At 66.5% G+C, this 13,274-nt stretch carries 12 protein-coding genes and 1 tRNA gene; 7 read left to right on the top strand and 6 right to left on the bottom strand.

Annotated features, from left to right (window positions below):
- Window positions 1–37 precede the first annotated feature (37 nt).
- The 3 genes from BN3001_RS05465 to BN3001_RS05455 form a co-directional block, all read right to left on the bottom strand.
- On the bottom strand, window positions 38–1,288 hold the full coding sequence (locus BN3001_RS05465) for an Nramp family divalent metal transporter (RefSeq protein ID WP_058270786.1): 1,251 nt from the start codon (window positions 1,286–1,288) through the stop codon (window positions 38–40).
- A gap of 1 nt (window position 1,289) precedes the next feature.
- Window positions 1,290–3,134, bottom strand: a complete 1,845-nt coding sequence (locus tag BN3001_RS05460; protein ID WP_058270785.1) for a magnesium transporter — start codon at window positions 3,132–3,134, stop codon at window positions 1,290–1,292.
- 330 nt (window positions 3,135–3,464) lie between these two features.
- The gene (locus BN3001_RS05455; RefSeq protein WP_058270784.1) at window positions 3,465–4,415 is read right to left on the bottom strand and encodes a DeoR/GlpR family DNA-binding transcription regulator; all 951 of its coding nucleotides are present in this window, start codon (window positions 4,413–4,415) and stop codon (window positions 3,465–3,467) included.
- Window positions 4,416–4,731: 316 nt separating this feature from the next.
- On the opposite strand from BN3001_RS05455, the gene BN3001_RS05450 reads away from it, so the two are divergent.
- The 5 genes from BN3001_RS05450 to BN3001_RS05430 all read left to right on the top strand — a co-directional run bounded on the left by BN3001_RS05450 (window position 4,732) and on the right by BN3001_RS05430 (window position 9,103).
- The gene (locus BN3001_RS05450) at window positions 4,732–5,184 is read left to right on the top strand and encodes a PTS sugar transporter subunit IIA (RefSeq protein WP_235815050.1); all 453 of its coding nucleotides are present in this window, start codon (window positions 4,732–4,734) and stop codon (window positions 5,182–5,184) included.
- A gap of 89 nt (window positions 5,185–5,273) precedes the next feature.
- Entirely contained in the window at window positions 5,274–6,734 is a 1,461-nt protein-coding gene (locus BN3001_RS05445; protein WP_058270783.1) for a PTS ascorbate transporter subunit IIC, read from the top strand.
- A 117-nt stretch (window positions 6,735–6,851) separates the two neighbouring features.
- Entirely contained in the window at window positions 6,852–7,133 is a 282-nt protein-coding gene (locus BN3001_RS05440; protein ID WP_058270782.1) for a PTS sugar transporter subunit IIB, read from the top strand.
- A 157-nt stretch (window positions 7,134–7,290) separates the two neighbouring features.
- Window positions 7,291–8,151 carry a transketolase gene (locus BN3001_RS05435; RefSeq protein WP_058270781.1) on the top strand — a complete coding sequence of 287 codons (861 nt, stop codon included), beginning with the start codon at window positions 7,291–7,293 and terminating at the stop codon, window positions 8,149–8,151.
- A complete protein-coding gene (locus BN3001_RS05430; protein WP_058270780.1) occupies window positions 8,144–9,103 on the top strand; it encodes a transketolase family protein in 960 nt (319 codons plus the stop codon). Before BN3001_RS05435 ends, BN3001_RS05430 begins: the two co-directional genes overlap by 8 nt.
- A 155-nt stretch (window positions 9,104–9,258) precedes the next feature.
- On the opposite strand, the gene BN3001_RS05425 is transcribed toward BN3001_RS05430, so the two are convergent.
- Window positions 9,259–9,813 (bottom strand): LemA family protein, encoded by a 555-nt coding sequence (locus tag BN3001_RS05425; protein ID WP_058271250.1) that lies wholly within the window; start codon window positions 9,811–9,813, stop codon window positions 9,259–9,261.
- Window positions 9,814–9,969: 156 nt separating this feature from the next.
- A tRNA-Ser gene (locus BN3001_RS05420) sits at window positions 9,970–10,060 on the bottom strand.
- 61 nt (window positions 10,061–10,121) lie between these two features.
- Here BN3001_RS05420 and BN3001_RS05415 point away from each other — a divergent pair.
- Window positions 10,122–10,688 (top strand): nucleoside deaminase, encoded by a 567-nt coding sequence (locus BN3001_RS05415; RefSeq protein ID WP_407938266.1) that lies wholly within the window; start codon window positions 10,122–10,124, stop codon window positions 10,686–10,688.
- Window positions 10,689–10,919: 231 nt separating this feature from the next.
- Window positions 10,920–11,912 (top strand): threonine ammonia-lyase, encoded by a 993-nt coding sequence (locus tag BN3001_RS05410; protein ID WP_058270779.1) that lies wholly within the window; start codon window positions 10,920–10,922, stop codon window positions 11,910–11,912.
- An 11-nt stretch (window positions 11,913–11,923) separates the two neighbouring features.
- Here the strand turns inward: BN3001_RS05410 and BN3001_RS05405 are convergent, their stop codons facing one another.
- Window positions 11,924–13,246, bottom strand: a complete 1,323-nt coding sequence (locus BN3001_RS05405; protein ID WP_058270778.1) for a class I SAM-dependent rRNA methyltransferase — start codon at window positions 13,244–13,246, stop codon at window positions 11,924–11,926.
- Window positions 13,247–13,274: the final 28 nt, after the last annotated feature.

Genomic DNA, 13,274 nt, shown 5'->3' with positions numbered 1-13,274 from the left:
TCTCGGGCGTACCCTCGCGGCCGTCCTGCGCCGCGCGCTAGTAGCCCAGGGCCATGAAGACGAACATGACCACCGTCAGGATGATGACGGCGACGATGGTGAACCAGGTGAGTCCGCTCCACAGTCGTCCGTTGGCGTGCTCGCCCATGATGTGGCGGTCGTCGGCGATGGTGACCATGCACAGCAGCAGCACGGGAAGCAGCACGCCATTGATGACCTGGGACGCCATCATGATGCCAAAGAGGTCCGCGCCGGGCAGCAGGACGAGGCCCGCGCTCGCCAGCGTGATGAGGGCGATGGTGCCGTAGTAGACCGGCGCCTCCTGCCAGCGCCGGTTGATGCCGCGCTCCCACCCAAAGGCCTCGCAGAGGGCCCCTGCGGTGATGCCGGGCATGACGCAGGCGGCCAAGAACGAGGCGCCGACGAGCCCTGCGGCAAACATGGCCGACGCATAGCGCCCGGCCAAGGGCACGAGGGCCTGGGCGGCGTCGGCCGCGTCGTTGACCAGGATGCCGGCGGGAAAGAGGACCGCTCCGGTCGTCAGGATGATGAACCAGGTGATTATCTCCGCAAAGATGGCGCCCGACACGTTGTCGGCCCGCTGCCCGGGGATGTCCGAGGCGTCAAGGTTCTTCTCGACGACGTTGCTCGCCACCATGAAGATCATGTAAGGCGAGATGGTCGTTCCCACGTTTGCCACCAAAAGCGAGATATAGCTGGGGTCTGCGGACGCCTGCGGAACGAGGGTGCAGCGAAGGGCCTCTCCCCAGTCGGGATGCGCCATGACCCCGGCAACGATGTACGTGACGAACACGAGGCCAATGGCCAGGAGGATCTTCTCGATGTGACGGTATGACCCCGACACGGCCAAGAGCCAGGTGGTGATGGCGGCGATGGGAACCGAGGCCCAGGTGGGGACCCCAAAGAGCGCCATGCCCGAGGCAATGCCCGCAAACTCGGAAAGCGTGACGGCAAAGTTGGAGACGATGAGCGACAGCATGGCGACGGCGGAGATGCGAATGCCAAAGCGCTCGCGAATGAGGGAGGCAAAGCCCTTGCCGGTGGCGCAGCCCATGCGGGCGGAGGTCTCCTGCACCACGATGAGCAGCAGGCACATGAGGGGCACCGTCCAGAGCATGCCAAAGCCAAAGGTGGCTCCCGCGGTGGAATAGGTGGCGACCCCGCCGGCGTCGTTGCCGGCCAGCGCCGTCAGGATGCCCGGACCCATGGCGGCGAGCAGCGCGAGCCTGCCCGCCTTGCGGCCCCCTCGGTCGGTGGCGGCCGCCATGCTACAGCCCCAGCCCCGCCACGAGGGCGAGGGTGATGGCGCAGAACAGCGCGACGGATATGGCCATGGCCAGAAGCTGGAGGGCGATGCCCGAGGTCTCGGCGCCCTTCTCGTCACGCGAGCGCAGGACGCTCAGGCACACGGGGGCCAAGAGGAACGACGCGAGCACGCTCGCGGCGGCGGCGCCAAAGCTCAGGACGGCCAGCTGACCCGCCTTGACGCCGCCGGCGTCCTGTCCAAACAGGGCGCTGAGGACGCCGACGGCGACGAGCGACTCGAAGGCGGCAAAGACGAGTCCCAGCCCGACGCCCTTCAGGGCGAAGCCTGCCAGCGACGGCGAGTCCTCGTCATCGGGGTCGTTCTCGATGAAGAAGTTGGTGGTGTAGCTCACCGAGTCGAGCGCCGCGATGACGGCGACGGGCAGGGCGGCCCCAAGGGCAAAGACGAGCTCGCGGCGGCCGTCGCCCACAAGGAGGGCGAGGGCGGCGAGCCCGACCATCCAGGCGAAGAACCACAGCTCGTTGCGCAACAGCCAGAGCAGGCCGCTGGTGCCCTTGCGTCCGTCGGCGTCGCCGCGCCCGCCGCCGGCGATCTGAAGATCCTCCTCGTGCTCCTCCTCGAGGACGTCGAGGGCGTCATCAACCGTGACGATGCCCAGCAGGTGCCGCTCGTCGTCAACGACGGGCATGGCGAGCAGGTTGTACTTGGCGATGTCGAGGGCGACGTCCTCCTGGTCGTCGTCCGGGCGGGCGCACACGAGGTCGTCGTAGGCGATGTCGCCCAGCTTGGCGTCGTCGTCAAAGGAGATGATGCTGCGCAGGCTCACGACGCCGGAGAGGCGACCCTCCTCGTCCTTGAGGTACACGTAGTGAACCGACTCGAAGGCCTCGTCAAGGGAGCGGATGGCCTGCTTGGCGTCGCCCACGGTCGCGTCCTCGCCCAGCCACACCACCTCGGAGGTCATGATGCGGCCCGCCGTGTCCTCGCGGTAGCCCAGGAGCTGCCTGATGGCGCCGCGCTCCTTCACGCCCATCAGGCGCAGGAGCTTCTCGGCCTTGTCATAGTCAAGCTCCGAGACGAGCTCGGCGGCGTCGTCAGGGTCCATCTCGGAGAGCAGGCGCGAGGCGGCGGTGACGTCCATGTCGCCCATGAGCTCGGCGGCCATCGAGTCGTCCTCGAGCTCGGCGATGGCGTCGGCGGCCCGCTCCTCGTCAAGCTGGGCAAAGACCTGGCCGCGCAGGCGGGGGTCGAGGCGCTCTATGATGTCGGCGATGTCGGCGGGGTGCAGCTCGTCAAGCGTCTTGTGAGAGACGGACAGCTTGACGTTGGAGAGGTCGCGGTCGAGGAGGTCCATGTAGTTCCAGGCGATGATGCGCTCCGGCAGGGGCTTGCCCAGGGCACGCGACGCCCTGACGACCAAAAGCTCGAGCGCGGGGGAGAGGGAGCGCAGGATGCCGCGGACGCCCACCTCGGCTCCCAGCAGACGCAGCTGGGACGAGCTGGTGTCAGAGAGCTTGAGGTCGTTCACGCGCACGACGCGGGCGCCGCGGGTGTCCACGATCTGCTTGTTGAGCAGGTCGCGGGCGATGAGGACCTCGTCGGGCTGAAGGTAGCTAAAGCGTATGTCAGTGGCGATTACCTTGAGGCGGACGTCGCTCTCGTCAAACGAGTCGACGTACTTTCTCCAGCTGATCATGAAGGGGGTCCTGCCGGGCCCCTCGACGGCGAGCGACGTGACGCGGGGAAAGACCTCACCGGTGGCGATGCCAAGGTCGTTGACCCTGCCGATGCGCTCTCCGTTGAGGTCGTACACGGGGTTTCCCACCAGTTGGGACAGGTAGATCATGCGAGCTCCTTAGTTGGTCTGGCGCGGCGCGCCTCGCACGGACGCGCGGGCCGTGGCGTTCGGGGACACCCCACGATGAGACCAACAGGGAACCATCGAGGGGTCAGCGACTGTGAGGTCGAGGTTTCATCAAGGACCCTTCTCCTTGCTGACGGGACGGGCCGCACGAGCGCCTTGCGCCGACCGGCCGCTCCTCATTGTACACGCGGGCATGCCGGTGACGAGGATGAATACCAAAGCCTTACGAGACGCTGTCCAAGAGGGGCGCCCCCGTCCTCGCCTCTCGCCGCCTCTGCCGGCATGCAGGGTCGTCGAGCGTCTGTCCCCGGCTTACAGGGCTCGCAGGGCCGCAACGCCCTGGCGCGCGATTCCGGCGAGAATCTCGGGGTCGTCGGTGTCCGTGATGACCGCGCAGAAGTCCGTGACGGTGGCAAAGCGAAAGCGATGGCTCATGTGGAACTTCTGCTCCTCCGCCAGCAGGAAGGGGTAGGACGCGTTATGGATGACGCGCTCCTTGACCTCGCCTGCGTCGATGGAGTCCGTCGTCACGGCCGCGTTCGTCAAGTTGACGCCGTCGGCGCCGATGAACGCCTTCGAGAAGAGCAGCGGCTCCAGCAGACTGATGGTCGCCGATCCCAAAAAGCCATTGAGCTGCACGTTAAGGTAGCCGCCCGTGCTCACGAGCGTCACGTGGGGCTTGCCCGAGAGCCGCTGGATGACCTCCATCATGTTGGTGGTGACGATGACGTGCTTGTCGCCCTGGGCAATCAGGTCCGCGAGCAGGGCGTTGGTGCGCGAGACGTCAAGGAAGACGGCGTCCCCGTCGTTGATCTCGAGATAGGCCCGACGGGCCACCGAGAGGCGCGCCTCCTGGCTCACCATGTCCGGGCGCCCCCGTGAGGCGGAGACGGGCTCGGTCGAGGGCGCGGGATTGTCCCACGGCCAGGGCCTCGTGCCCGAGGGGAGGGTCGTGGGGACGAGGCTGGGGCCACCTATGAGCTCGTTCTCGTTCGCGTGCGCGTCGTCGGCACCGGCGGCCTGGCCAAACGCTCCCTGGCCCAAAGGACTCCCCTGGCTGGGCGTCCCTTGGTCAGATGGGGGGCCAATGCGCCTGGCGCCCCCGTAGTAGCGCTCGCAGCGACCTTCGCGGACGAGTTGCTGAAGGTCCTTGCGGATGCTGTCGACGCTGGCATGACAGAGCTCGGCCAGCTCCTCCACGGTCGCAGACCCCCGCTCCTCCAGCAGGGCGACGATCCTCTCTCTACGCTCGCGACGGAACAAGGTGCGACACTCCCGGTCTCTCAGGAAAACGAACGAAGCCGCCTGAGGCACGCAGTACCCTAGACAAGCACTACCTTAGGCAAGCTGTCCCGCTCGCGGGAAACAGGTACCTGATTCTAGTACAAACCCCACATATGACCGTTCCGCCTGGAGGGCCGGACGGTCAATTAATGGAATTTTCTTGACAAGAAAAGGAAAATCTGGAATATAATGTGTACGCATTACGAAGATAGTTGGAAATACCAGCTTAGAGACCGGCAGGGCGACAGGGGGTCTTGGCCGGGCCGGCTCAACGATCAGGAAAGGAGGAAGTGGCATGGGAGTGACGATGAGCGACATGCTCCAGCGCGAGAACGTGCAGATCGTCGAGGCCTGCAAGGACTGGGAGGACTCGATTCACGTGGCCGTCCAGCCCCTCGTTGACGGGGGCTACGTCTCGAGCGCCTACATTGACGGCATCATCGAGAACGTCCACAAGTTTGGCCCCTACTTTGCGCTCGCCCCTGACCTGGCGCTGCTGCACGGGCGTCCCGAGCAGGGAGTCATCAAGCAGCAGCTTGCCGTGACCATCTGCCGCAAGGGCGTCGAGTACAAGCCGGGCGAGCCCGTCCGCGTGCTCGTGACGCTGGCGGCGCAGGACCCCAACTCTCACATTGACGTCATGCGCATCCTGGCGACGATGTTCGCCGACCCCGCGAACATCGAGAAGGCCGCCACGGCCGCCACGGCGGACGAGGTGTATCACCTGTTCGTAGACTTTGGCGCCTAGCGCCCAACCTTTCGTGCCGAGCGCCCCGCCGGACGAAGGCGTCGTGACGGGACGACACGAACAACCCACTACCACAAGGAGGAGGAATAATGGCAGTACTTGGCTTCGTCATCAACATCCTGTCAACGCCCGCCATTCTCGTCGGCCTGCTGGCCCTGCTGGGCCTGTGCCTGCAGGGAAAGCCCGTCGAGGACATCATCAAGGGCACGCTCAAGACGATCGTGGGATTTTTGGTGCTCTCCGCGGGCGCCGCGTTTTTGCAGTCTGGGTCCCTGCTCGCGTTTGGCGAGATCTTCAACTACGCCTTTAACATGCAGGGCGTCGTTCCCAACAACGAGGCCGTCGTCGCGGACGCCCTCACCAACTTTGGCACCGCCTCGGCCATCATCATGGCGCTGGGCATGGTCTTCAACATCGTCCTCGCCCGCTTCTCGCGCATGCCCTACATCTTTCTGACGGGCCATCACACGCTGTACATGGCCTGCATGATCGCCGTCATCCTGGGCGGCGCCGGCGGCCTTACGGGAGTCGAGCTCTATCTGGCCGGCGGCTGTCTGCTGGGCCTCATCATGGTCCTCTCCCCCGCGTACTGCCAGGTGACCTTCCGCAAGGTAACGGGCGGCAACTCCATAGCCCTCGGCCACTTTGGCGGCATCGGCTACTGGCTCTCGGGCCAGGTCGCTCGCGTCCTGTTTGGCAAGGAGAAGAGCAAGAGCACCGAGGAGATCAACTTCCCCAAGCGCCTCATCTTCCTGCGTGACACCACCGTGTCCATCGGCCTCACCATGATGATCTTCTTCATCATCGTCACGGGCATCGCCATCGCCCGCGGCCTGCTCAGCGCAGTTCCCGCCGGCATCACCGCCGACGAGCTCGCGGCCAGCTACCCGCAGTTCGCGCACCTCGCCGTCCTGCTCAACATCGGCCAGGAGACCACGACCAACTGGATCGTCTGGTGCGTCACCTGCGGCCTCTCCTTTGCCGGCGGCGTCTATGTCATCCTGTCGGGCGTGCGCCTCATCATCGGCGAGATCGTCCCCGCCTTCAAGGGCATCGCGGACAAGATCGTTCCTGGCGCCAAGCCCGCCCTCGACTGCCCCGTCGCCTTCACCTATGCGCCCAACGCCGTCATCATCGGCTTTTTGAGCTCCTTCATCGGGGGCATCGTGGGCCTGCTCATCCTCATCGGCTGCAACGCCGCCCTTCCCGTGGCCCTGATCCTGCCGGGCGTCGTGCCCCACTTCTTCTGCGGCGCCACCGCAGGCGTCTTTGGCAACGCCGAGGGAGGCTGGAAGGGCTGCGTGGCCGGGTCCTTCGTCCACGGCCTGCTCATCACCTTCCTGCCGGCCATCTGCATGCCCGTGTTCACCCAGCTGGGCTATGTCGGCAGCACCTTCTCGGATGCCGACTTCTCGTGGATGGGCATCATCTTCGGCAACATGGTCTCCGTCACCGGCGGCCTGGTCCTCACGGTCGTCTGCGTCGCGCTGTACCTGCTTCCCATCGTCTACAACTACGTCGCCCCCAAGAAGGACGCGGCTGGCGAGTAGACGTCGTCGTTGGGGGCGGGCCTGGTCCCGCCCCCTTCCGCGCGTGGGTAGACTCACGTCATGGATCGCCTGTGGCGCCGGTCGCACCCCGGCGCCACCTGACCAAAGGAGAACGTCATGGCAATCAGGAGGATCATGTGCGCCTGCGGGTCGGGCCTGGGATCGAGCCTCATGGTTCACATGAACACCGAGGAGGTCCTCAAGAAGCTCGGCCACGGGGACATCGAGGTTGACCACACCACCATCTCGGACATCAACCCCACTGCCGCCGACCTCTTCATCGTGGGCGGCGACCTCGCCGACTTCGTGTCGAGCATTCCCGACGAGAAGAAGGTCGTCCTCAAGAACATCGTTGACAAGGCCGAGCTCGAGGAGAAGCTCAAGGCGCACCTGGCCTAGCCCTCGCAACAATAGACGATAGATTCGCCTGGCCCGCAGCGGCTCTTTGCCTACGGTCCCGTTTTCATGGGTTTGTCCTGCCTCGTCGGCAGGGCCGGCCCACGCTTGCGCGAAACGGGGGCGTGCACGCGCGTGCGGACGCCAGAGGGGAGGAATCGTGAACGAACAGACCGAGCGGGCGGCGACGCTTCTTGCCGCCAAGCTGCGCAAGGACGTGCTCGTCATGCTCCGACACCGCGGCTACGGGCACGTGGGAGGCTCGTTGTCGCTCGTCGAGCTGATGGCGGACCTCTACGCCCACCACCTGAGGCATGACCCCGCCGATCCGACCTGGCAGGGACGCGACCGCATCGTCCTCTCCAAGGGACACGCCGGGCCGGTCATGTACTCGGTGCTGGCCGAGAGGGGCTTCTTTCCTCGAGAGTGGCTTCTCACCCTCAACGACGGCGGGACGCGCCTTCCCTCGCACACCGATCGACTCAAGACGCCGGGCGTCGACGCCACCACCGGGTCGCTCGGACAGGGCACGTCCGAGGCGGCGGGCATCGCGCTGGCGCTCAAGATGAAGGAGTCGGCGGCGTACACCTATCTCATCGTGGGGGACGGCGAGCTCAACGAGGGCCAGTGCTGGGAGGCGTTCCAGTTCATCGCCGGGCGCCGGCTGTCGCGTTGCATCGTCTTCATCGACGACAACAAGAAGCAGCTGGACGGTCCTACGGCCGCGGTGCTGCCGGGCTTTGACCTCGCGCAGAAGATGAGCGCGTTCGGCTTCATGACGCAGCGCGTCGACGGCCAGGACATACGCGCCATAGACGCCGCCATAGACGCCGCCAAGGCAAACGACGCGAGCGCCAACTGCATCGTGCTCGACACGACCAAGGGCGCCGGCGTCGCCTATTTTGAGCGGGCGGCCGACAACCACTCCATGAAATGGAACAACGACGAGATACGACGGGCGACCGACGAGGCCGTCCTCGCGCTCGAGGCTCAGATCAAGGGGGGCGAGCAGGATGTTTGAGCTCTCACGACAGGTGGGCGCCGCAGGCAAGCCCTATCGCGACACGTTCGCGGACACGCTCATCGACCTCATGCGCGAGGACGAGCGCGTGGTGATGTTCGAGGCGGACCTCGGCGGCGCGTCGCTCTCCACCAAGATTCGGGATGCACACCCCGAGCGCTACGTCCAGGTTGGCATTGCCGAGGCCAACATGATGGGCATGGCGGCGGGCCTCAGCTCGGAGGGTCTCGTGCCGTTTGTGCACAGCTTTGGCCCCTTCGCGACGCGCCGCGCGTTTGACCAGATATTCATGGCGGGCGGCTACGCGCACAACACGATAAACATCTGGGGCTCCGACCCCGGGTTCACGGCGGGCGCCAACGGCGGCACGCACACCACCTACGAGGACGTCGCCCTCATGAGGACCATTCCGGGCGCCGTGGTCGCCGACGCCGCCGACGCCGTCCAGATGGCCTGGACGCTCAAGGCGTTCGCGGCGCGCGGCGGCATCAACTACCTGCGCACGGGCAGAAAGGAGTCGTTCCAGCTGTATGCGGAGGGATCGACGTTTGAGCTGGGGAGGGGCAACGTCGTCCGTCCGGGCGAGGACGTCCTGGTGGTGAGCGCGGGACAGCTGCTCAAGGACGCGCTCGCCGCGGCGGACGCGCTTGACGACGCGGGCGTCTCCTGCGAGGTCATTGACATGTTCTGCATCAAGCCGCTTGACGTCGACCTGCTCGTCGCCGAGGCTGCGGGCAAGCGGGCCGTGGTGACCTTCGAGAACCACGGCGTCATAGGCGGCCTGGGCGAGGCCGTCGCGTCCGCGCTGCTCGAGGCCGGAGTCACGCCGCCGTTCAGGCGTCACGGGGTCGTCGAGCGCTTTGGGTCCGTGGGGACTCCCGGCTACCTTCAGGAGGAGTACGGCCTGACTGCGGCCGACCTCGTCGGCACGGTGCGCGCGCTGCTCGGGTAGCATCCGCGCCATCGCAAAAACGTCGTGAAACGGCACGTCCGGAAAGGCCGCCCGCGGGCGGCCTTTCCATCAAGGGCCTCGCTTGACGACGCACGACAAGAAAGGCCCCGCACCACGAGGGTGCGGGGCCAGACGTGCCCTTGGGGGCGTGCGGGCTAGAACTTGACCTGCGGGGACTGCCGCGCCGCGGCATCGGTGACCTCAAAGCCCTGACGCATCTTGAACTTGCTGCCGGCGACGATGTTGCCGGGGAAGGTCTCGATGGCGTTGTTGTACTCGAGGACGCAGTCGTTGAAGCTCTGGCGGGCATAGACGATGCGGTTCTCGGTGTCGGTGAGGTCCGTCTGAAGCTGCTGGAAGTTGGTGTTCGCCTTGAGCTCGGGGTAGCTCTCGGCCACGGCGAACAGGCTCTTGAGCGTTCCGGAGAGGACGTTGGACGCCTCCATCTTCTCCTCGGGCGAGGTGGCGGACATGACCGCCGAGCGGGCCCTGGTGACCGCCTCGAAGGTGCCGGACTCGTGCGCCGCGTACCCCTTGACCGTCTCGACGAGGTTGGGGATGAGGTCGTTACGACGCTGGAGCTGCGCGTCGATGGTCTGCCAGGCGTTGTCGCAGCGGTTGTCCTTGGTGACGATGCCGTTGTAGATGTTGATGAACCACATGACCAGAACCGCGGCGACGGCAAGCAGGGCAATGATGACGAGGGGCATGGCGACCTCCATCTCGTTGGCCGGGATATGGCTGGCCCGGCATCCAATCAATGGTTACGGCCCATTATAGCATCGGCGCCCGCGCGCCGGCCCAGGACCCCAGGACGTTCGGGCGCAGGCCCTTAGGGACGTGCGGAGGCAGAAAGAAGGCGCAGATGGCGGAGGGGGAGGGATTCGAACCCTCGGAACGGGGATGCCGCTCGACGGTTTTCAAGACCGCTGCAATCGACCACTCTGCCACCCCTCCGACGGGCGACGGATATATCCTACAACATATACGCCCTGCCCCCGAGAAAGGACGAATCGCGGTGCCTCTGGATGACGAGCGCTACATGCGCCAGGCGCTTGCCGAGGCGCGCCTGGCCGCCCGCGACGGCGAGGTGCCCATAGGGGCCGTCGTGGTGTACGAGGCGGCCAAGGACCCTGCCAGCCCCTCCTACGTCAGCCCGGAGCGGCCCGCCGCCTCCTGGGACGAGGCGCCCGAGCCCGTCGTGGTCTCGCGCGGCCACAACCGTCGCGAGCGGGACGAGGACCCCTCGGCCCACGCGGAGTTCCTCGCCATGGTGGGGGCGGCCCGCGAGCTGGGCCACTGGCGCCTCTCGGGATGCACCGTGTATGTGACGCTGGAGCCCTGCCTCATGTGCGCGGGCCTCATGGTCAACGCTCGCATCGACCGCTGCGTGTTTGGCGCGCCGGACCCCAAGGGCGGGGCGTTGGGGTCGCTCTATGACCTGAGCCGCGACGAGCGCCTCAACCATCGCTTCGACGCGACCGGCGGCGTGCTGGCGGACGAGGCGTCGGACCTGCTGAGGGACTTCTTTCGCGAACGGCGCCGGGAAGCGCGCTCGGGGCGGGGGGAGGGCCGCCGCCCCTAGGCATGCCCACACGACGCCCGGGCGCGCTGCGAGCGGACGGTCTCGACCCGTCAGGCCGATGGCCTTGCTCGCCAAATCGTCCGGCGCACGCATTGGTAACTGTGCGACAATCCTCCCATGTCGCCCGCACGCGTGATGCATGGCATGAGGTCAAAGCGCCCCGTGACGCCGCCTTGGTCACGCTCGTGAGGACGGCGCTCGGCAGACATGAAAGGGTGGCGGAGAGGTTCGATGCGCTCATGGTTCACGGCGGGTGACGTTTCGGACGCGTACGCGCGCATCAGGGACCGCGTCAGGCGCACGCCCCTTGAGGAGTCCGTCTACCTGAACACCGAGGAGCGGCGCTACTTCTTCAAGCTCGAGAGCCAGCAGCTGGGCAAGAGCTTCAAGGTCCGCGGCGCCCTCAACACCATGGCGCAGCTCACCGAGCTCGAGCGCGGGCGCGGGGTGGGCACCGTGTCCACGGGCAACCATGGCGTCGCCGTGGCCTATGCGGCGCGCGAGCTGGGAATCCCTGACTGCCTGGTGGTCGTCCCCGTGGGAACGCCCAGCTCAAAGACCGACCGCATACGCTACTACGGCGCTCGCTCCATGGCCCTGGGCTGCGACTACGACGACTCCATCACGCTCGGCATCAACTACATCGACCGCAACGAGATGTTCTTCGTGGACCCCTACGAGTTCGAGCCGCGCGTCTATTGCGGTCAGGGGACCATCGGCATCGAGATACTTGAGCAGAACCCCGACATAGACACCATCGTCGTGCCCGTCGGCGGGGGAGGCCTCATCACGGGCATCGCCCTGGCCGCCAAGAGCATACGGCCCGACGTGCGCATCGTGGGCGTGCAGACGGCGGCGTGTCCAGCCATGTACCAGTCGCTCAAAGACGGCGTCTGCTACGGCCGCTACCCGACCGCGGGCGACACTGTGTGCGAGGCCATCGTCGGCGGCGTGGGGCAGATCGCCTTTGACATGCTGCCCGCGCTCATGGACGAGCTCGTCCTCGTGACGGAGCGCTCCATCCGCGCCGCCTTCAAGTACATGATCGAGCGCGAGCAGCTCTCCCTCGAGGCGGGCAGCGCGATGGTGGTCGCCGCCGTGCACGACCATCCCGAGAAGGTCGGCGGCCGCAACGTGGCCCTGGTGGTGAGCGGCGGCAACCTTGACGTCGGCACGCTCACGACCATCCTCGCGGAGGACTTCGGCGAGCTGGAGTATCGTTAGCCCGTCGGCGCCTAGACGACCTGAAAGACGAAGAAGTCCAGGTAGTGCGTCTCGGGCATGCCCCACAGGATGGGGTGGTCAGGAGCTTGCTGTCGCTCCTCGACCTGCTTGAGCTGGACCTGCGCCCCGTGAGCCGCCTCGGCGACGGCCTGGGCCAGGCCGTCGCGGGTCATGAAGTGGCTGCAGCTGCAGGTGGCGAGATAGCCCCCGCGCGGCAGCAGGCGCAGGGCGGCCTCGTTGACCTCGCGATAGCCGCGCGCGGCGTGCCTGATGGTGCGCCGGCTCTTGGTGAAGGCGGGCGGGTCGAGCACGATGAGGTCAAAGGGGCCTCCCTCCGCGCTCGACAGCGTGGGGTCCCCCACCATGCGAGGCAAATACTCCAGGACGTTTGCGCAGGTAAAACCCACGTTCTTGTTTGCGCCCCGGCCGTCTTCCAGCCAGCCGTTCCTGCGGGCGTTCTGGCGTGCCAGGTCAAGCGCCGTCTGACTCACGTCCACGAAGCGCACGTAGGACGCCCCGCCGGCAAGCGCGTTCAGGCCAAAGGGCCCCACGTGGCAAAAGCAGTCGAGCACGCGCCTGCCATCCGCGATCTGGCGCACCGCCCGACGGTTGTACTTCTGGTCCAGGAAGAAGCCCGTCTTCTGACTGTTCTCGAGGTCGATGTCGTAGGCGATGCCGTTCTCGTGCGCGAGAACGTGCGCGCCCGCAGCCGCCGATGCCCCGCCTGCGATGCCGGGAATTCCCTCGTACCAGCCCTTATAGGCCCCAAGGCCCTCCTTGGCCCGGGAGGGGGCGTCGTTGCGCTCGAATATGCCGCGGATGCGCACGCCGTCGTCGGCGAGGACGTCCAGCAGCAGGGGGTAGATGACGGGCCTCAGACGCTCCATGCCCACGGTGCCTACCTGCGTCACCAGCACGTCCTCATAGCGATCGACCACCAGGCCCGGCAGTCCGTCCGCCTCGGAGAACACGATGCGGCAGCAGTTGGTGTCAGGCTCGGCGCCCGGCAGGAGGCGACGACCCATCGTCGTCTTTCGGTGCTCCCACGACCACCGGAGGCGCCGCCTCCAGAAGGCGTCGTCAAAGCGGTCGTTGGCGTTTCTGCTCACGATCCTGACCCGCAGCGTCGAGGCGGGCGAGAAGAGGCCCGCCCCCTGCCAGGTGCCGTTTTCCTCCAGCACGTCCACGACGTCGCCGCCGACGGCCAGCCTCCCGTCCGCCGCCGGCTCCAGGCGCATGACCTCGCCAGCGTATACCCACAGGTGGCCGCCCTTGAGCGCGCGGGCTGCCTTCTTGGTGACGATGACGCGCGGGAACTGCCGTGCCTGCTTCATGATGGGAGCTGCCTTCCGCCGTAGGTGA

It is taken from the genome of Olsenella massiliensis (genome assembly GCF_001457795.1).
Taxonomy (GTDB): Bacteria; Actinomycetota; Coriobacteriia; order Coriobacteriales; family Atopobiaceae; genus Olsenella_F; species Olsenella_F massiliensis.
Note: the sequence above shows the minus strand (reverse complement) of the source record. Positions and strands in the feature narration are given on the sequence as shown.

Coding starts and splice junctions, on each gene's coding strand:
- BN3001_RS05410 (WP_058270779.1), top strand. CDS start 10,920: ATGCGCTCATGGTTCACGGCGGGTGACGTTTCGGACGCGTACGCGCGC.
- BN3001_RS05445 (WP_058270783.1), top strand. CDS start 5,274: ATGGCAGTACTTGGCTTCGTCATCAACATCCTGTCAACGCCCGCCATT.
- BN3001_RS05430 (WP_058270780.1), top strand. CDS start 8,144: ATGTTTGAGCTCTCACGACAGGTGGGCGCCGCAGGCAAGCCCTATCGC.
- BN3001_RS05440 (WP_058270782.1), top strand. CDS start 6,852: ATGGCAATCAGGAGGATCATGTGCGCCTGCGGGTCGGGCCTGGGATCG.
- BN3001_RS05450 (WP_235815050.1), top strand. CDS start 4,732: ATGGGAGTGACGATGAGCGACATGCTCCAGCGCGAGAACGTGCAGATC.
- BN3001_RS05460 (WP_058270785.1), bottom strand. CDS start 3,134: ATGATCTACCTGTCCCAACTGGTGGGAAACCCCGTGTACGACCTCAAC.
- BN3001_RS05465 (WP_058270786.1), bottom strand. CDS start 1,288: ATGGCGGCCGCCACCGACCGAGGGGGCCGCAAGGCGGGCAGGCTCGCG.
- BN3001_RS05425 (WP_058271250.1), bottom strand. CDS start 9,813: ATGCCCCTCGTCATCATTGCCCTGCTTGCCGTCGCCGCGGTTCTGGTC.
- BN3001_RS05405 (WP_058270778.1), bottom strand. CDS start 13,246: ATGAAGCAGGCACGGCAGTTCCCGCGCGTCATCGTCACCAAGAAGGCA.